This is a genomic window from Maribacter aquivivus (genome assembly GCF_900142175.1).
Lineage (GTDB): Bacteria > Bacteroidota > Bacteroidia > Flavobacteriales > Flavobacteriaceae > Maribacter > Maribacter aquivivus.
Map to the genome: position 1 here is coordinate 2,054,239 of NZ_FQZX01000001.1, position 18,559 is coordinate 2,072,797.

23 protein-coding genes are annotated in these 18,559 nt (G+C 31.6%); 4 read left to right on the forward strand and 19 right to left on the reverse strand.

Annotated features, from left to right (window positions below; all coding sequences use genetic code 11):
• Nucleotides 1-21: 21 nt before the first annotated feature.
• The 11 genes from BUC31_RS08585 to BUC31_RS08635 form a co-directional block, all read right to left on the reverse strand.
• The gene (locus BUC31_RS08585) at nt 22-465 is read right to left on the reverse strand and encodes a hypothetical protein (RefSeq protein WP_073243067.1); all 444 of its coding nucleotides are present in this window, start codon (nt 463-465) and stop codon (nt 22-24) included.
• Between the two features lie 98 nt (nt 466-563).
• The gene (locus BUC31_RS08590) at nt 564-974 is read right to left on the reverse strand and encodes a hypothetical protein (RefSeq protein WP_073243069.1); all 411 of its coding nucleotides are present in this window, start codon (nt 972-974) and stop codon (nt 564-566) included.
• Nucleotides 975-1,082: 108 nt separating this feature from the next.
• Nucleotides 1,083-1,934: an ATPase gene (locus BUC31_RS08595; protein WP_073243071.1), complete on the reverse strand. Its 852-nt coding sequence runs from the start codon at nt 1,932-1,934 to the stop codon at nt 1,083-1,085.
• Between the two features lie 148 nt (nt 1,935-2,082).
• Nucleotides 2,083-2,922, reverse strand: a complete 840-nt coding sequence (locus BUC31_RS08600) for a universal stress protein (protein ID WP_073243073.1) — start codon at nt 2,920-2,922, stop codon at nt 2,083-2,085.
• A gap of 62 nt (nt 2,923-2,984) precedes the next feature.
• On the reverse strand, nt 2,985-3,833 hold the full coding sequence (locus tag BUC31_RS08605) for a universal stress protein (protein ID WP_073243074.1): 849 nt from the start codon (nt 3,831-3,833) through the stop codon (nt 2,985-2,987).
• A 4-nt stretch (nt 3,834-3,837) separates the two neighbouring features.
• On the reverse strand, nt 3,838-4,674 hold the full coding sequence (locus tag BUC31_RS08610) for a universal stress protein (protein WP_073243075.1): 837 nt from the start codon (nt 4,672-4,674) through the stop codon (nt 3,838-3,840).
• A gap of 270 nt (nt 4,675-4,944) precedes the next feature.
• On the reverse strand, nt 4,945-5,784 hold the full coding sequence (locus BUC31_RS08615; protein ID WP_073243076.1) for a universal stress protein: 840 nt from the start codon (nt 5,782-5,784) through the stop codon (nt 4,945-4,947).
• Between the two features lie 55 nt (nt 5,785-5,839).
• Nucleotides 5,840-6,811 (reverse strand): ROK family protein, encoded by a 972-nt coding sequence (locus tag BUC31_RS08620; protein ID WP_073243078.1) that lies wholly within the window; start codon nt 6,809-6,811, stop codon nt 5,840-5,842.
• Nucleotides 6,812-6,890: 79 nt separating this feature from the next.
• Nucleotides 6,891-7,781 (reverse strand): universal stress protein, encoded by an 891-nt coding sequence (locus tag BUC31_RS08625; RefSeq protein ID WP_073243080.1) that lies wholly within the window; start codon nt 7,779-7,781, stop codon nt 6,891-6,893.
• Between the two features lie 17 nt (nt 7,782-7,798).
• Complete coding sequence (locus BUC31_RS08630; protein WP_073243082.1) at nt 7,799-8,644, reverse strand: universal stress protein; 846 nt, start codon at nt 8,642-8,644, stop codon at nt 7,799-7,801.
• 92 nt (nt 8,645-8,736) lie between these two features.
• Nucleotides 8,737-9,588, reverse strand: coding sequence for a universal stress protein (locus tag BUC31_RS08635; RefSeq protein WP_073243084.1), 852 nt, complete (start codon nt 9,586-9,588; stop codon nt 8,737-8,739).
• Nucleotides 9,589-9,715: 127 nt separating this feature from the next.
• Between BUC31_RS08635 and BUC31_RS08640 the strand changes: the two genes are divergently transcribed.
• Nucleotides 9,716-10,117, forward strand: a complete 402-nt coding sequence (locus BUC31_RS08640) for a hypothetical protein (protein ID WP_073243086.1) — start codon at nt 9,716-9,718, stop codon at nt 10,115-10,117.
• Between the two features lie 42 nt (nt 10,118-10,159).
• Here BUC31_RS08640 and BUC31_RS08645 read toward each other — a convergent pair whose 3' ends face one another.
• Both BUC31_RS08645 and BUC31_RS08650 read right to left on the reverse strand, forming a co-directional pair.
• Nucleotides 10,160-10,993, reverse strand: coding sequence for a universal stress protein (locus BUC31_RS08645; protein WP_073243088.1), 834 nt, complete (start codon nt 10,991-10,993; stop codon nt 10,160-10,162).
• Between the two features lies 1 nt (nt 10,994).
• Nucleotides 10,995-11,306: an HPF/RaiA family ribosome-associated protein gene (locus tag BUC31_RS08650; RefSeq protein ID WP_073243090.1), complete on the reverse strand. Its 312-nt coding sequence runs from the start codon at nt 11,304-11,306 to the stop codon at nt 10,995-10,997.
• Nucleotides 11,307-11,427: 121 nt separating this feature from the next.
• Between BUC31_RS08650 and BUC31_RS08655 the strand changes: the two genes are divergently transcribed.
• Nucleotides 11,428-11,880 carry a DUF2267 domain-containing protein gene (locus BUC31_RS08655; RefSeq protein WP_073243092.1) on the forward strand — a complete coding sequence of 151 codons (453 nt, stop codon included), beginning with the start codon at nt 11,428-11,430 and terminating at the stop codon, nt 11,878-11,880.
• Nucleotides 11,881-12,062: 182 nt separating this feature from the next.
• Here BUC31_RS08655 and BUC31_RS08660 read toward each other — a convergent pair whose 3' ends face one another.
• Nucleotides 12,063-12,689 (reverse strand): hypothetical protein, encoded by a 627-nt coding sequence (locus tag BUC31_RS08660; RefSeq protein ID WP_073243094.1) that lies wholly within the window; start codon nt 12,687-12,689, stop codon nt 12,063-12,065.
• Between the two features lie 182 nt (nt 12,690-12,871).
• Here BUC31_RS08660 and BUC31_RS08665 point away from each other — a divergent pair, with 182 nt between their 5' ends.
• Nucleotides 12,872-13,510, forward strand: coding sequence for a WG repeat-containing protein (locus BUC31_RS08665; RefSeq protein ID WP_073243096.1), 639 nt, complete (start codon nt 12,872-12,874; stop codon nt 13,508-13,510).
• A gap of 109 nt (nt 13,511-13,619) precedes the next feature.
• Nucleotides 13,620-14,291, forward strand: a complete 672-nt coding sequence (locus BUC31_RS08670) for an FMN-binding protein (protein WP_170861938.1) — start codon at nt 13,620-13,622, stop codon at nt 14,289-14,291.
• 110 nt (nt 14,292-14,401) lie between these two features.
• Here the strand turns inward: BUC31_RS08670 and BUC31_RS08675 are convergent, their stop codons facing one another.
• The 5 genes from BUC31_RS08675 to BUC31_RS08695 all read right to left on the reverse strand — a co-directional run bounded on the left by BUC31_RS08675 (nt 14,402) and on the right by BUC31_RS08695 (nt 18,496).
• Entirely contained in the window at nt 14,402-14,680 is a 279-nt protein-coding gene (locus BUC31_RS08675; RefSeq protein ID WP_084134973.1) for a zinc ribbon domain-containing protein, read from the reverse strand.
• Between the two features lie 82 nt (nt 14,681-14,762).
• Entirely contained in the window at nt 14,763-15,407 is a 645-nt protein-coding gene (locus BUC31_RS08680) for an acyloxyacyl hydrolase (RefSeq protein ID WP_073243100.1), read from the reverse strand.
• Entirely contained in the window at nt 15,398-17,110 is a 1,713-nt protein-coding gene (locus BUC31_RS08685; RefSeq protein WP_073243102.1) for an adenosylcobalamin-dependent ribonucleoside-diphosphate reductase, read from the reverse strand. Before BUC31_RS08685 ends, BUC31_RS08680 begins: the two co-directional genes overlap by 10 nt.
• Entirely contained in the window at nt 17,107-17,502 is a 396-nt protein-coding gene (locus BUC31_RS08690; protein WP_073243839.1) for a DUF302 domain-containing protein, read from the reverse strand. The genes BUC31_RS08685 and BUC31_RS08690 overlap by 4 nt, the downstream gene beginning before the upstream one ends.
• A gap of 28 nt (nt 17,503-17,530) precedes the next feature.
• On the reverse strand, nt 17,531-18,496 hold the full coding sequence (locus tag BUC31_RS08695) for a 1-phosphofructokinase family hexose kinase (protein WP_073243104.1): 966 nt from the start codon (nt 18,494-18,496) through the stop codon (nt 17,531-17,533).
• Nucleotides 18,497-18,559 lie beyond the last annotated feature (63 nt).

Below are 18,559 nucleotides of genomic sequence, written 5' to 3' on the forward strand. Positions count from 1 at the left end.
CTTCATTTAAAAAAGTTTGAGCTATTCATTGTTGTTTGACGGTTTTGTTGTTTTCATTATCGATGTTAATTTTGCCAAACCTCTTTCTTTTACTGTTCTATAATCCAACAGATATTTGTTCATACTCTTAAATAATTCTTTATGGGTTTTCTTATAGCCATGTTCCATTTCTAACTGATTTACGCCGTCAACCAGAATTTTTAATTGGTTCATATGTTTTTTTACCTGTGAGATTTTGCTATGCAACATAATCTCGTTTTCATTAATTGAATTTTTAAAATCTTCTAATTGAGCTAGTTGATTTTTACTGATTCTTTTTGTTGAAAAAGATTGAATTAGGTTGAGCAGAAACTGTTGCTCATCTTTAATGAATAAAAGTTCGGACAACCATTTTTTAGAGTGTTCGTTTAGTTCATCTGCACTATACCATTCTGTATAATTATATTTTATTTTCTCGGATTTCATCCTAAATCTTTTATTAATATAATATCTAAGTTATGATAACCAATATTTGATGTAAATGATTTAAATCAGGTAACAGACGTATTTTGTTTCTACTATTTTTAGGTGATAAGAATGGTACCGGTATAATTGAAAATTTCACATTTTAGAATTTGAAATTTTTTGAAACAATCGCTCATATTAGATTTGAGTTGATTATGGGCTTGATAATAATATTGATTGTTATTGTTTTCAGGAACATCAAACATTTCGCCTAAAGAATTCTCATGAACAGATATAGAATTGCGAATAGTTTTTATATTATATTTCAGTTCTTCTATTTTTGTTTTATAACCTTCTAAACGCTCAAAAAGATTTGGAGTATTAGATTTAAAAGCAGAACTGTTCAGCAAACGTTCTAAAAAAAGAATTTCATCATCTATTACCTGAAATTGAATTTTCCACTGCTGAATTTTCCAATGCAGCTCTTTTAATTTTTCGTTTTGCTTTGATGTAATCTGTTGTTTTGCCATTGCATACCTTTGTGTTTTTACAAACTACAACCCTATAAATTCGCGTACAATGATATAAATCAGATGCAGTACAATAATAGTTTAATGACCTAGTTATTTAAATGAATTCTATTGTTTCATGGAACAAAGTTGATTGACATCATCTAATATTCTTTCTTTTCTTGAAGTAGAAATACCAAGGTGGTCTAAAAAGAATTTGTCTTTCCAAAGCTGTCTGTATAAAACTATATCTCTACTTAGTAAAAACTGCTTTTCTCTATTAGTTAATAATGTCGACGCGGTTACGGGATATAAACCCAATTTGTCTATTCTATCTTTTAGACCATTTTTATGCGGATAATCCCAACTTAATAAATATAGTTCTGCACATTTTCCATATTTAATGGCATGTTCGGTAAAACGTGTGTTATTTACAACCCACCCTTTATTTAACTTGTTATTTTTAGATTGTTTTTTATTCCATAGCGTATGAACGTCTTTAAACCTTGAGTGTATATACAGTGGTGTTTCTACAGTACAATTTAAACCTTCTTCGCCATGAAACTTACATTCAATAATTGTTGTTTCTCCGTTTTTTTCTGCAACCACATCTATTTCATGTGTTACGCAAACACCCTCCATAATTACGTTGCATTTAGTAGAATAATCAGAATATCTTAATAATGAACTAATAAAACGCCCAAAAGGAAAACCGGTTAGACCAAGTTCATATATGGCCTTTTTTAATTTGTATCTTGATGCAAATACTGATTTTTTATTTTTTAATAATGCAAATGCCCTATTGTAGATTTCATTAGTAGTTATACCATCATAAATTTCTCCACCAACCTTACCTACAATTTCTTCAATCATTACATAATCCGCACCACTATGTTTTAAGGAATTTCGGAGTTTGTTAAAAGAGAATTTCACTTGTATTCCTGAAGATTTTATGATGTCAATTTCTACTTTATTTTCCATTTTTTTAATTTAATCTACTTCTTAAGTAAAAAGTACTCACCGCCTAAGCCTTAGTATGGTTTGGTTCATGCTATCTTTCTTTTTCTGATATGTAGGTTTTTAGCATTATGAGCTTTATTTTTTATTCCTATTGAATTTCTAAATAGCTTTAGTGCAATGCCAAAATAGGTATGGTAGCCTTATATCCAATTTCTTTGACTAATGGCTTAGAAAATATATTATTAAAGAAAATGTGCTTTTTATTTATAAAGGCGATCATATCGCTATTTCTACTTTCTACAAATGTTGTAATACCATCTGCTACATTTTTTTTGGATAGCGTATGAAAACTATAATTTACTTCACTTAAAATTGCTTCAAGTAATCTCTGATTATTTATTTGTTTTTCATTCAATTCAGAATTTTTAGCGATATATAAAATTCTAATGTTTACGTTGTGTATTTTAGAGATTTCAATTAAGTATTTTAATTCTTTGCGTTTGAATGCTGTCGTATAATCTGTTGGAAATACGATTTCTTTTAGTGAGGAAAAACGAATAGTTTCAGGAATAGCCAAAACGGGGCATTCCCTTATTTTTTCCATAGTTTGTACAGTATTGGTTCCAAAAATGACACCGGTAGCACCAGTAGTACCTTGAGTACCCATGACCACCAAATCAATATCTTTTTCTGCGATTGTTTGCCTTATGGCTTCTGATAAAAAGTTATAAGTAGAAATAGTGTGATACGTATGTTTAGAATTGTCATGGTGTAATTCTAAAATATCTAACAGTTTAATAAATTCTTCTTCTGAATTTTTCTTTGCAGCTTCATATTCACCACTACCAGGTTCAGGAATAAATAGACTATCGGTGTTGTAACTATATAACCTGAAAACGTTTAAAAAGTAAAATTCACATTTAATTTCTTTATAAAGATTAAGCGCATACCTAATTGCATTTAGCGCATTTTTAGAAAAATCGGTAGGTATTAAAATTCTCTTGTCCATTGCTTATTTTTTAAGGATTTTTAATAAATATTTTTTTATAAATGGTTTTATTATGATTCTAATCAGTCTTGCGATGGTAGAATTAAAAAAGGAGTTTTAGCATACATACTAACATCTTTTATAACTGGTTCATGAGTTAGTTTTTCGAAAATATTATGAGAGCGGTTAACCATTGCGTATAGGTCTATGTTTAATTTTTCTATAAATTCATGAATAACTTTTGCCTTATCGTCAAATAATTGCCTCCAATAAAAAGTATGGTCAATATCTTTCAAACAGATATCTAATAATTTTCTGTTAGACTCTTGTTGAGTATTTAAAATTTCTTCTTCTGTAATATGCAATACCCTAATCTGTGCACTTGTAATTGAGGCTATAGATAACAATGGTTCTATCGTATTTTTTGTACAACCTTTTTTGAAATCTGTAATGAAAGCAATTTCATTCGGTTCTTTGTATTCCATTTCCCCTGGAATGGCAAGTATGGGGCATTTATTAATTTTGTTGGCAACCTGAATAGTATTGCTGCCAAAGAAAACATCAGCAGATTCATTAAGACCCTTATTGCCCATTACAATCAGATCAATATGGTTTGTATCAAGGGTTTTTAAAATGATTTTTGTTAAAATTCCTTTTTTTGATAGGGTATGAAACTGATGTTGCGGGTTTTCATTGGCCAAAACAATTTTATGCATTGTGCTGGTTAAATTCTCTTCAGATGCTATTTGTAATTTTTTTAAAAGCTTTTTGCCAACCAGTAATTTTGTTTTTTTTCGTTGTAAAGGTGTCATTTCGTTAAACACATTTAGTAGATAGAAAGTACATGGCTCTGAAGCCAATAGTTTGGTAGCATAGAAAAGTGCACAATATGAGTTGTTTGAAAAATCTGTGGCAACCAGTATATTCTTCATAATTTTAATTTTGTGGGAGTACCATAAAGGGAACATTAATATGTAATCCTATTTTTTTTATTATCGGTTCAATAAATAATCGCTCTAAAAATGTGTGTTTATTCTTGACCATTACAAGCAGGTTTATTTTATACTTAATCTGAAATTCATTAATTGCCTCTATAATACCATTGTCTGGTAATTCATGTGACAATGCATATTTTCCTAATATTTTTTCAAGCACTACTTTGTTCTTTTGCTGAATTTCAGTGAGGTCATAGCCTGTTCGTACATGCATTACATTTATTCTTGATTTGTGTTGGGTGGCTATTGCCAACAAACTTTTCATATTTTCTTTTTTATATTCAATTTCATAATCAGTAGGAAACAATATTTCTAAAGGAGCTTCATATTCAAAATTTGGCGGAACGGCAATTACGGGGCAATTTGCTTTTCTTATTACGTGAACCGTATGTGTGCCAAATAAAATATCATTGGCACCGGTAACGCCTTTTGTTCCCATTATTATAACATCAATATTTTCTGCGGTCACAGTTTCTAAAACTTCACTTATTAGTGTGTTAAAAGCAGAATGAACAATAAAAGTATGGTTAGGGTTTTGATATTGATGTTCTAGTAAATCTTTTAATTTCTCTAATTGTGTCATGCTATTTTCTTGAAAAACATCACCTAAACCAATTTGACCCGGACTGCCAATAATGTATTCTGTTTGATAAATAGGGGGAGTGTAGGTATGGAGTAAATAGAAGGTTGCTTTTATATTCTTATAGATATTTAACGCGTAACGAATTGCTTCAATTGAATTTTGGGAAAAATCAGTTGGTAAAAGAATTCGTGACATGTCTATACAATTTATGATTAGACATAAAATTAGAGTAGAGGTATTTCTTTGACCATGATCTTGGTCAGTTCAATTAAATTTGTATTTAATTATTTAATTAAAAAGATTAAATATCCTTAAAATCATAGAACTTATTTCATTGGTAATGTAAACATTTTGAGTATAATTTGCTATATAGGGTTTGTTTATGACAATTGAACTATATGAACATATTTGCATAATTAAAAATAGATTTTCAACAGAGTGAAAAGTGATTTTTAGGTGGATATTCTACTCATGAATTACCAAAAACGGAACAGTAGTATGGTAACTGATTTTTTCAACTTTTGGTCTAATAAGAATACGTTGTATAAAATTTAAGTTTTTTGCGACCATTACAATCATATCCAAATTGCAGCTTTCAACAAAATGCTGAACGGCAATGTCTAATTTTTTTTCTTTTAGAATATGAAATGAATAGGCAATATTTTTAAAATATTCTTTTAAAAATTCTCGATTTTTTAATTGGTCTAAACTTAGTCCGTTACCTTTTGATGCGACGTATAAAAACCGAATGGCAGAATGATGAAGTAAGATAATATCTTTAATTTTTTTCATAATTTCGGCATCATAGCCCAAAAGAAAATCTGTAGGGAAACCTATTTCCTTTGGGTAGTGATATTTTGTTTTTTCTGGTATTGCCAGCACGGCACATGGCACTTTTGTAATTACATTACCTGTATTGCTCCCAATAGAAATGGCTTTTGTACCAGAAGCTCCTTTTGTACCCATTATAATAAGTTCAATTTTGTTATTCAATACTTCTTTCTTTATAGAATCGGTAAAAAAGCCATAAACAGCTTTTGTTTGAAATGTATGCTTATTATTTGAGGGTAATTTTTGAATCTTTTCAAGTAATGATTTTAGCTTTTTTCTACTTTGGGTTAAAATACTCTCTTCAAGTATTTCTGGAGGTATGAACATGGTGGGTTCATTACCTGAATAGGGTTTAATAGCATTTACATGAATCAAGTAAAATGTACACTTAACTTTATTAAATAACGATACTCCATAAATAAGGGCATTCCATGCATTTTCAGAGAAATCTGTTGGTATTAGTATGTTTTTCATAGAGTGCAGTTATTTATATCTGGTTGTAATTGAATCATTTATTTTATTATCAATATTATGCATGAGTCAAATGGTCTAATTCTAACCATGCTAGAGCTGCTGGTCCTAAAACAGCTTCGGCACTGGTTGCATTCGATAATAGTACCTCTATTTTACCTTTATATGCATTAAATAAACGTTTCTGCATATGTCTTTTTATCGGCTTTAGAAGAATATCTCCAGCTTTGCTCAACCCTCCAGACAGTATAAAAGCCTCTGGGTCTAAATGGGCAACGGTATCGGCCATTTTGCTTCCTAGAATTTCACCCGTTTTTTCAAAAGCTGTCAATGCAATTACATCTCCCTTTAGTGCAGCATCAGAAATATCGGTTCCCGTCATTTCCTCAAAATTTATTTTTCTTAAAGGTGAATCTTCACACCTATCTGCCATTAATTCAAAAACGGTTCTTTTAATACCGGTTACCGATGCATACGTTTCTAAACAACCTTGTAATCCACAATTACACATCCTTCCGGCAGGGTCAACATTTACGTGGCCTATTTCACCTGCAGTACCATGTTCTCCAATCAATAGTTTACCGTCTACTATAATTCCGCTTCCAAGACCAGTACCTAATGTTAGCGCTACAAAATTTTTCATTCCTTTTGCAGTTCCATAAAGCATTTCTCCAAGAGCCGCTGCATTTGCATCATTAGCTAATGAAACTGGTAGATCGAATGTTTGCTCAATAATTTTTTTTATAGGTGTAATACCACCCCATTTTAAGTTTGGTGGATTTTCGATTTGCCCCGTGTATGAATTGGCATTTGGGGCCCCAACACCTATAGAAAGTATGTGTATAACATCTATCCATTTAATTATCAATGTTTCTACTTCTAATTTTAATTTGTCCATAAAATTTGAAAACTGATGTTGAGCATCGGTCTTAAATACAATTTTATCCAGAACCTTACCTTCTCTATTTACAAGACCTACCTTTGTTAGTGTTCCACCTATATCAATGCTCAATACTACCTCTTTTGACATTTTATTATGATTTTATGATTCTTTTCTATCGCTATATTCAGTGAGACCCATTAGTTTTTACATGTTTATATTTTAAAAGTTATACCGTTACAGAATTTCTTTCTTTATCTATTTTTTTAACGGGCACTTGCTGACTTTCGGGTATTGTCATAAAAGGAATTGCAATATGTAACCCTATTGCGTCTACATTTGATTTTTCTCTAAGCCTTTCCAAAAAAGAATGTTTTCTATTCATCATTACCAATAGATCAGGTTTGTTTTCTTCAATATATTCATGAATTGCTTGTGGCATTAATTTTCCTCTTTCCTCGACAAAACTTGGCTCAAGCTTTTTAAAATGATCTGCAAGAACTTTTATATTCATCTTCTGTTCATCGTTCAAATCATACTCTTCTTTAATATGTAATATGGTTAATTGAGCTTTAAGCGTATTTGCAAGGGTATATAAGATGTGTAAATTTTTCTTTTGATATGATTGTCTATAATCTGTTGGAAAAACAATACATTTAATTTTTTTAAACTCATATCCAGAAGGAACTGCCAACACAGGAATTGTAGATTTTCTAATAATATGTATGGTATTTGTCCCCAGAAAAATTTCTTTTGCACCGGTTGCGCCTTGTGTACCCATAACTATAAAATCAAATTTTTTAGTCTCGGTAAGTTCTTTAACCTCGTTGGTAAGAGTATTAAAGGTAGATCTGATCTTAAAAATATGTTTAGCGTTTTTATATTTAAGTTTTATATCTACTAGTGTCTTATCTAAGCCTGCTTGAGCAATGTCTACACCCTTATCTGGGACAGCGCTAAAAGTTGGCCCTCCAATTATATAATCTATTCGGTAGAAAATAGGGGTATAGGTATGAAGTATATGAAATTCGCATTTCTCATTTTTAAAAAATTCTAGGGCATAGCAAATTGCGTTCCACGCGTTATTGGAGAAGTCGGTAGGCAAGAGAATCTTTTTCATAAGTGTGTATTTAAATTTTATCTTGGTAGGTTCTGCATGACCAAGAATGGAATTTTAGGGTTTAATCCAATATCTTCTACTGTTGATTTATAGAGCATATCTTCAAGAAATGAGTGTCTTGCATTGACCATTACCAATAAATTAATGTCATTTTTTAGAATGAATTCCATAATGGCCTCTCCTTTGTTTTTAACGGGCGAACGCTCATGAAATATAAAGGCATCGGGTAAAGATTCTTGTAAAAACAACTTGTTGTCAGCTTGTCTATGACTTAGGTCTTCAAAATCTGAAATATAAAGACAATGTACTTTCGATTTAAATTCTGCAGCTAACGTATTTAAGAGTTTAAGCTCTCTTCGTTTATATGGAAGCATATAATCTGTAGGAAATAGAATTCTTTTAGGTTGTTGATATTCATAGTTTTCTGGAATGGCCAGAACAGGACATGAAACGTACTTAAATACTTGTACGGTATTGCTGCCAAATGTTATTTTTTTATTTGCGGTTTTACCCTGGGTACCCATAATAGTTATATCAACATTAATTTCGTTGACAGCATTATTTATGGCATCTACTAATGCTTCAAAAGATGATATAAATTCAAAATGGTGTTTTGGGTTGTGGTAAGTATTGGTGAGATCCGTTACTAATTTTTTCAATGTTTCATGTACATAAGTACGGGTTATATTTTTTTGCTCTTCTATTGAATTACCTCCGTTGTTTTTAAATGGACCGTAGACCTCGTCTGCATATGCATGTAAAAAATAGAAGTTGGTACGCTCACATTTGTACAGTTCAAGTGCATATTTTATGGCATGCATTGCATTAACAGAAAAATCGGTCGGAATTAAAACTGTGGTCATAATTTTTTTAATTATTATTTAAAAATATTTCTCTCGTAACTTCATTGCAATGACATAGGTCATTAGAAATATGTAAGAAAATATGGAATGTTTCACCCTTGAAGCGAAAGAAGAGGAATGCTTGTTTTAAAACTTACTTCTTCTACGGTGGTATCGAGAAATATTTTTTGTAATAAATTATAATCTTTTGAAATCATTATGATCAAATCTGCATTTATGCTTTTTGAAAATGATTGAATTCCATGTTCTATCTTTTTAGACACTACCCTGTGAAAGCTGACATTATTCGGTATTTTTAAAGAGAGACGCTTTGCAAATTGTTTTTGAAGTACTTCAATTTCCTCTAAAAGTGGAATTTTCGATTTGGTAACATATAATAAATTGATATGTGTACTCTTAGAAGTTATATAGTTTGAAATTTTAAATAAGGTGGTATCGTCATAGGTAATTTCAAAATCAATTGGTAATACTACTTGTTCAAAGTCTTTGAACTTTGTATTTTCTGGAACTACTAGTGCATCACATTCTACATTTGTAATTACATCGCCAGAACGGCTACCAATGAAAAACTCTTTAATTTCAGAAGCGCCTTTAGTACCCATTATTATGAGCTCTATTTTCTTTTCTTCAATATGTCGTTGAACCGAAGATAAAAAATAGCCTTGTTCGCAAATTGATGTAAAATGATGATGTTCTTTTTTTGAGGAAACCGCCATTATAAACTTTTCTAAGTTTTTTAATTTTTTATTTATGGCTTTCGGCTCTAATTCAACTAGAATATTTGTGCCAAACTCATAAATAGGCTTTTCTGTAAATTTTGAACCCTCAATGTTGACGTATAGTAAATAAAACTGGCAGGGAGTTTCTTTAAAAAAATCAAGTGCATAACGTATGGCATTTTTTGAATTTTTTGAAAAATCTGTTGGAATCAAAATTTTTTTCATAGGTCTTATTTTTTCATTTCATTCCATGAAAAATACTTTTGATAATAGACAATAACAATGATTTTAATCATTGATGTTTTAGCAAGTACATTCTATATTTAAAATTTTCAATTGTGATTTACTGAAAATGGAAAATACATATCAAATTAAGAGTGAGCTTTATAAAAGCCTAGGCAAATTATTTTACGCGGTTGCCATATGTGATGGCAGTGTTTATTTAAAAGAATGGGATAAAGTTGAAGAAATGGTAAAAAAGTATTGGCGTAAGGTTGATGATTTTAAAGATAATAGCGGTACTGCTTTAGCAGATCAAATTGAAGTTGTATTCGATTGGCTTTTAGAATATGAAAAGACTAGCGATGAGTGTTTTGAAGAATTTAGAGAATTCTATGAAAAAAATCCACAGGTCTTTACTAAAAAAATCAAATCATTGATTAAGAAAACCACTAAAGCAATTGCCAATTCATTGTTGAAGAAAAATAAATCGGAAAAAAAGATTTTAAAAAGAATTGATTTGTTATTAAAATAGTACGTGGGTTTAGCGAATATGTTACTTGATATTGTTCTTCAGCTATTTAGATTTCAAGGTCAATACAGGTAAATTTGCATGGTTGGCTATATCTTCTCCAATGCTTCTACTACCTAAAAGAAAATGGGTAAAAGGTTTTCTACCTCTTGTTGGTATGGCCAGAATATCGAAATTACCCTTTTTAGAATAGTTCATTAGGCCATGTTCTACGCTATAATCATTGTAGATAGCAACCTCTTGCTCAATAGTGTTAGACTTATAAAAGAATTTTGATATTCGCTCTGCTATTTCGGTATTACTGTTAAAATCGTAATATGGCGTATTAATGTAGATTAGATTTAGTTTGGCAGAAAAACTCGCTGCAAACTCCCTTACATTTTTATAGGCTAAAATGGAACTTTCTTTGAAGTCGCATGCGAATAATATGTTTTCAACTTTAAAATCAGAATTTGGTGTTTTAACGACAAGAACAGGTACTTCTGATGATCTAACTACTTTTTCAGTGTTGGATCCAACAAAAACATCGCCTAGACCACTGGTACCATGTGAGCCCATTACAATAAGGTTAATATGCTGTTCTTGGGCCACGGTATTCAACTCTTTAAAATCTTTATAATTTTGAATAATTTCTCTGACTTTTATATGTTTTAGATAGGTTTGGTTTAAAAAGGGCTTAAAACGTTTTCTGGCAAGGTCCATGTAATATTTTGCTTCTTCATATTCTTGGGCTTCATCTTTTGCAAGAATTGCTTCAGAAATACCCATCATATGCAATACAATAATTTCTGCCTGTACTTGTTTGGCGATTTTCGCTGCAATATGTAAAGCATATTCAGAATGCTTGGAAAAATCTACTGGGACTAATATTTTTTTCATGTTATATAGCTTTTTTACGCTGTTGAAATTTTTCTTTACGCTTTCTCAATTGACGGTCAAGATCCCTTAAAGTATTGGCGGCAGATTTTTCAAAGTTGTTTTCGTTAGATTTTGCAAATATTCTTGGTCCTGGAGCACTAAGTTGTATTTCACAGATTTTATCATTGCCATCTGTACTGTTTCCCAATTTGAAAAAAACCTCGGCACGAATGATAAACTGATATTTGTGTTGAAGTTTTTGAAGATTACGGGTTACTATTTCACTTAGCGAGTTGCTTTCAGGCATATGAAGGTATTGGAAATTAACGGTCATAAATTAAATTTTTGGTTCTGTTCAAAAATATTAATGTCGTTCTTTTCTTAAAATGACTTGTGTCATTTCAGTACCTGATTATAATTTTCAAATTTATGGCTCATTATAAAAACAAACTACTATGGCACTTAATTTTAATAAATATGCAGCAGAGGGTAATACTTTTTTAAAAGACTATGCCAAAGAAATGAACATGGCAAATGATACAGATAAAGCAGGTAGAATTTTTACAGCAATTATGCATGCGCTTAGAGATATAATACCAATGGAAGAGTCATTACAGTTTATATCTCAATTACCAATGTTTGTAAAAGCCGTCTATGTGAATGGGTGGGCGGTTAAGAAGAATAAACCCAAAATAAAAAAGATGGAAGATTTCTTAGATTTGGTTCGTTCTCATGATTATCCGGCAGCAACTAATGATTTTGAATACAACAACGATGTAGCTGAACGCTATGTAGACACAACCTTTATTTATCTTAGAAAATATATTTCTTTGGGTGAAATGGAAGATTTGAGAGACAATTTGCCTAAGGATTTAAAAAGTATGATCTACTTAAATATGATGTTTTAAAAGTAATATCAAATTGGCAGTAAATAATAAATTAGAGACCTGTCTAAATTAGTAGTAAACTAAAAAAATAAGATATTAGCATACTATTAATGCGTACTAATTTACTGCTACTGCCAAATGAAGCATAAGATATTTTAATAATCAATGAATGCTATTTATTGGAAATAGAATAGGGCAATTAATTACTTTATAACACCTTCTTTTTCCAATTGTAGTATTATTCTTTTAACGTAGTCTTCAATAGTAGAAGTTATGTTATTTGGATCAACAATATCAAATGTACCCACCCAAACTAATGATTCGTCATCACTGGTCTTTAAATTGTAAATGGAAGTTTCTATATGAAAAATTTTATAGTTTGAGTAATACTCAGGTGTGTAGTATACATTTTGAAAACGATAATAGTAACGACCAAATCGATACCAATTATTACCAATAGTATAATAACCAGAGTTATAATCTTGTTTATCATCTATACCAACTACTGCGGTAATTGCAATAGCGTCAAAGCCCTTGTTCAGTAACTCTTTTTTAAGGACATCTATTTCTGATTCATTTTTTTTTGAATCGGTAAATGTCATGCTGATTTCTTCACTACTTTCAATAGCATTTATACCTCTAAGGTAAAGGGCATTTTTCATTTTCTCCTCAAAAATTTTACGAGCCGTTAAGTTATTCGTCATACCAATAACCAACATTTTTTCAGGTTTGAAGACCGTAATTTCGTTGTTTTTCCAACTATCTATAAACCTTGTTGAAGAGCAAGAGGTCAATAGAACAACCAGTATTATATAGCCTGCTGTTTTCATCTTTTTAGTTTAAAATTTGTAGATAAAACTAGTATGTTAATTAGCATATTAAAATGATGTAAGTCATACTATACTCAATTACATTGGTACAATTGAAGACAAAAACGATGTTCACATGACCAGCATCATTTTTAAATACACTGTAGCGGAATATTTTTGTAAAATCATAAAACCCAATTATCATGAAATATTTAATAATAACATTTTTTATAGTAGTTTTTTTCTTACCGGTTACCATAGGCGCACAAGATTTAAAGGATATTGATGAAATTGCACCTTTTAGTGAAGGTTTTGCAGCTATAAGAAGGGGAGAAGAGTGGGGCTTTATAAATGAAAAGGGAGATTTGGTAATACCTTTTAGAGATGATATTTATTGGGATAAAAATGCGGATACATCTAAATTAGATTTATCCGGTGTACGATATCCTATGTTTAAGGAAGGTAGATGTTTAATAAGTGAAATTGTAGAGGACGGTATTACAATTGTTGGTTTCATTGACACAGATGGAAAAGTTGTTATAGAACCACAATTTTTAAATATTTATCCATTTAAAGATGGTTACAGCACAGGTGTCTTATTTGATAAGGCATATAAGGGTGAGAATGAATTTAAACTAAAGATTTATGATTTAAAATTCTTTGATGTATTGGTGGATACTTCTGGTCATATTGAAGAATATTTTGAAAGACGACATAATATTCAAATGACCAAAAGAAGATACAAATTACCACCCATTATGGCAAAGCGATTAGTGGGTAATCTTGTTGCATTACGTAGCGAAGGTGATGGATGGGAAATTCGTAAAATAGAATACAAGTAAATATGAATATATTGACCACCGTACATTTGAAATTATATCATCAGTAATTATTTGAATGCATGTGAATAATTTCCGACCGATAGAAGATAACAATGATAAGTTGAGACATATGAGAACTAAAATAATTATGCTTTTGCTTGGCTTTCTGTTGCTTAATTGTAAAGATCAAACATCGGCTATAAAACAAATAGACAATACTAGTGTAACACAAGAAAAAGTAATTACGCCTATTCCTTCCGTAATAAATGATTTGGGTGAATTTATTGGTATTGCTTTTTCAGACTCCTTAACAGTTGATGATGTTTTTAATTTTAAAAAGATAGATTTAAATAATGTTGTTACCAGTATTGATATGACACAATCGGTACTACTTTATAAGAAAATGACTAAGCGAGAAAAGGCAAGCTCTTTTCCAATTTTTGAAGTTAAGAACACTAATAATGTAATTTTGCCTGTACAAGGTTTAGGTTTTGGTGGTCCAATCTGGGCAATAGTTTTATTAGATACAAATACATTGGAAATTAAAAATATAGCATTTAACCATTTTGCTGAAAGCGATGGGTATGGGGCAGCAATGACTCATTCTACTTTTGAAGATGAGTTTATTGGTACAGTTATAAATTTAGAAGATGATACGTTTATGATGCAAAAAAACTTGGATAGTAGAATTGATGACGGTGTAATTATTGACGGAATATCTGGAGCTACCATGACCAGTGCTGCAGCAATTCAAATGGTGAACGAAGGATTGAAGCGGTATAAAGAATACCTAAGACCCTAGAAGTTGTAAAATAGAATAGAATCTTAATTGAAACTATAAATTATAGGTTATCGATTTATTGTTCACCTATAACGATGTAAAAGATAAAAAATAGTACCGTTATATTCTCACTATTCAACAGGTTTAAGACCTTTCCATCTTCTTAGATTTGGTAATGTGCTGTGTGCCAAAATAGTGGCATCTTCTCTTCGCATTCCTCTTTTTTCTTCAAATGCGATATTCTGTTCTATTTTTTGATCAAGTGTAATACCATGATCTACAAATTTGCCTTTTACAAAACAAAATCGGCAGTAGTCCGTGTTAACAGTGCTATCTTTATTAGTGCCGAAATCAATTAAATGATGCATAGGCATTCCACAACTTTGACAAATATTAATTGATGGTTTCATTTCTTTATTTTTACGTTATTACTTTAATAACCAATAAGTTAGTTTCATTAAATAGTTTATTAAATGATTTTGGTCAGGCAGGTTATTTTTTTCTTATAACTATCGAGGCGAATAACCCTAAGCCATCAAAAGCTGGGTTACTTGGGTGATTATAACCGAGACCATTAGACAAATGAAATCTGTTTATTCCGAAAACTATTTGTTTATTATCGTTAAAATGCATTGCTATACCTACACCTGGTCTTGCTGTAAAATTAAGTTTGGTACCCTGGTAAGGAAATCTTTCAAACGTATAGAGTATACCACCGCCCACATCAATGAATACTTTCATTTTTCCCAAATGTAAAGGATACCATCTTAGTAGAAAGGAAGTGCCAAGGCCAAAGTTTTCTTGTCTAATTTTTGCTGAATTTTCAAAAGTTCTTACTACTTGAAAACCATTGGTTATAGAGAGGTCTAAAAAACTAGAAATAGTCAAATTTTTTAATAGCATTGAACCGTAACCGGCCCGTAGAGAATAACATTCTAAAGAAGTATTAAAACCAGATACGTGTTCAAGCCCTAATGAGAAAATTTTTCCGCCTTTTTCATTAAATTCACTGCTGAAATTATGTTGAGCATTTATTACATGAAAGGATATTAGAAAAGTTATTACCAAAAGAAATTGTTTCGGTATTTTTTGAATAGTATCACGCTCGTTCTTGGGTATTGCTTTATTTAACTGCATACATCTTCCTTATTGAATCCGCATAATTGTAAAATTTGATTGTCTCTGCTACCGTTACGGTAAATAGTAATTCCTTTCAATTTATACTTCCAAGCAGTTTTGTAGATTTCAGATACTTCTTCAAACGTGGTAGTATTCGGTAAGTTTATCGTTTTTGATACAGCATTATCGGTATATCTTTGAAAAGCTCTTTGATGTAATAAATGATACTTCCATGAAATTTCTAGACTTGTTTTAAAAAGGTTTTTTAGGTGAGTTGGTATATTTTTCACATGTTGAATACTACCCTTTTCAATAATTTCAGAATGCAGTTGTTCTGACCATAACCCCAAAGATTTCATTTTATCAACGAATGTTGCATTTATCTCCATTTGGGTGGTATTCTCAAGTATACCAGTTCTTTTGTATGCCAGAGCATAAAGCGGTTCAATAGCGTAAGAGGTGTCTGCTATTATTGAGATACTACCTGTTGGGGCTATACTATTGCACGTGGCATTGCGCAAAAGCATATGAGGGGAAAAACTACTTTGTTTCCATGAAGGAAAACAGCCTCTTTTCTTTGCTAATAATTGTGAGGCATTATAACTTTTTTCATGAATAAACTTCATAACAGTTTCGGCAAGTTCTACTGCTTTATTAGAAGCATAAGGTATCTCGAGCATAATCAAAAGTTCTGCCCACCCCATAACGCCCAACCCTATTTTTCTATTAGAGAGCGTTATTTCTTGAATCTGTGGTAATACAAAGTAATTACAACTTATGACGTTGTCTAAAAACCGAATAGCAATGGTAATGGTTCTTTCAAGCTTTTTCCAATCTATTTCAATATTGGTTGAATTCTGTACTACCATTTTTTTTAAGTTGATAGAGCCAAGATTGCAACTCTCGTAATTGAATAACGGAACTTCTCCACAGGGGTTGGTACTTTGTATTTTACCTAGTTTATTTAGTGGATTGTTTTGATTAATCGTATCTAAAAAAATAAGTCCTGGATCGCCTGTCTTTAAAACTTGTTCTATTATTGAGTCCCAGAGTTTTTTGGCACTCAAGGTTTTTGAAACCTTATTTGTGCGTGGGTTGACCAATTGCCAATCTTTGTCTTTTTCAAGGGCGTACATAAAATCATTGGTTATACCTACTGAAATATTGAAGTTCTGTAAACTATGTAAATCAGATTTGGAGGAAATAAATTCTTCAATATCAGAATGGTTTATATTTAAGATGCCCATATTTGCGCCACGTCGTTTACCTGCTTGTTTAACATATTCCGTTGCAGTATCATATATTTTCATAAAAGAAACAGGACCGGCGGAAGAGCCTTCTGATGAAGAAATTAAATCATCTTTAGGTCTAATTTTTGAAAAATTATAGCCTGTGCCACCACCATTATGATGAATTAAAGCAGCATTTTTAAGTGTGGTGAAAATGGCATTAAGATTATCTTCAATTGGTAATACAAAACAGGCACTAAGCTGACCATTTGGTAAACCTGCGTTCATAAGTGTAGGACTATTAGGTAGAAATTCAAGATTACGCATTACCTTATAGAATCTATCAAACCATAAATTTTTGTTCACATTTTCTACGGTTGCTATATGTTTAGCAACTCTTTTGAAAAGATCTTCTGGGGTTTCTATTCTATCTGTTTGGCGTAAATAACGAGCTTTTAGTATCTGTCGAGCATTTGAACTTAGATCAATCATACAGAAATATTCTCTATTACTGTTCTTAGTTTTTCGCGTACGGTTTCGGCTATTTTTATTAAAGCTTCGTTATTTACGGCTTTCATAGACGCCGCTGGGTCTACTGCGGCAATCTCTATAAAGTTCTGCTCTTTTTCTTGTAAAATAACATTACAAGGTAGCATGGTTCCAATTTTATCTTCTGCCTTTAATGCCTCATAAGCCAAAGAAGGGTTACATGCCCCTAATATTTTATAATTATGAAAGTCTACATCTAATTTATTTTTAAGTGTGGCTTTCATATCTATTTCAGTAAGCACACCGAAACCTTCTCTTTGCAGAGCATCTTTAGTTTTTAGTAGTGCATTGGCAAATGATGAATTCTTTAGTTGCGTTAAAAAATAATAATCCATAATATAATATTTCAAAGGTTTTGTAGTCTTAAGCATTTACGCTCAAATCTTTCTTTGTAGTTGTATTCGCCATGATCCATGAATTCAATTCTTCCACATCATTTTTTTTGCACAGTTGTGTACCTTCTGTCATTGTAGCGGCTGTGCCACAGGCTACACCGAATTTTACCACTTCGGTAAAAGGTTTGCCTTGTGCCAGAGCATAGACCATACCTGCAACCATACTATCTCCTGCACCAATGGTACTTTTTTGATGCACTATAGGGGCCGCAATATATTCCACTTCTTCATTGGTGACCATAATAGCACCTTGCGAGCCTAATGAGATTACCAATATCTCACAAGTATTATTTCTGATAAATTCTTTGGCGACCTCTTCTACATCTAAAAAAGAAATACTCTTTACGCCGCAAAGCGTTGCCAGTTCCCCTAAATTGGGCTTTAATAAATAAGTGCCTGCTTGCGCACCATTTATAAGCGCTTCACCTGAGGTGTCAAGAATAAATTTTGCTTTTTCATTTTGGGCTATTTTTGAGACTTGGGCAAAATAATCTTTTGGCATACCTGGGCAAAGACTACCGCTGGCGATCAAAAAATCACCAGGCGCAAGTATCGACTCTACTTGCCTTAATGAATTTTTCCATTCGTACTCGTTCACAAAAGGACCGGGCATGCCAAATCTAAACTGTTGGTTGTTCGTTGTATCTGTTACTGATAGATTTTCACGCAACCAACCTGCAATTGGTATTACCTGTTGTTCAATTTCTAAATCAACTAGTAATTCATGCATTTGGGTTCCTGTTGGTCCACCTGCCATATACATACAGAACGATGTACCTCCTAGTTCGTTTATAACACGAGAGATATTAATGCCACCACCACCAGCTTCAAAAATAGGTGCGGCACAGCGCAATTTACTATTCGGCTTTATACCTGCCACTGTAGTACTTTTATCAATGGCGGGATTGACGGTAAGGGTAATTATCTTTTTCATATTTAGTCCTTTTATTGCTATGATAGAACCAAATGTAATAGTTAGATAAAATTTTGCAAATGA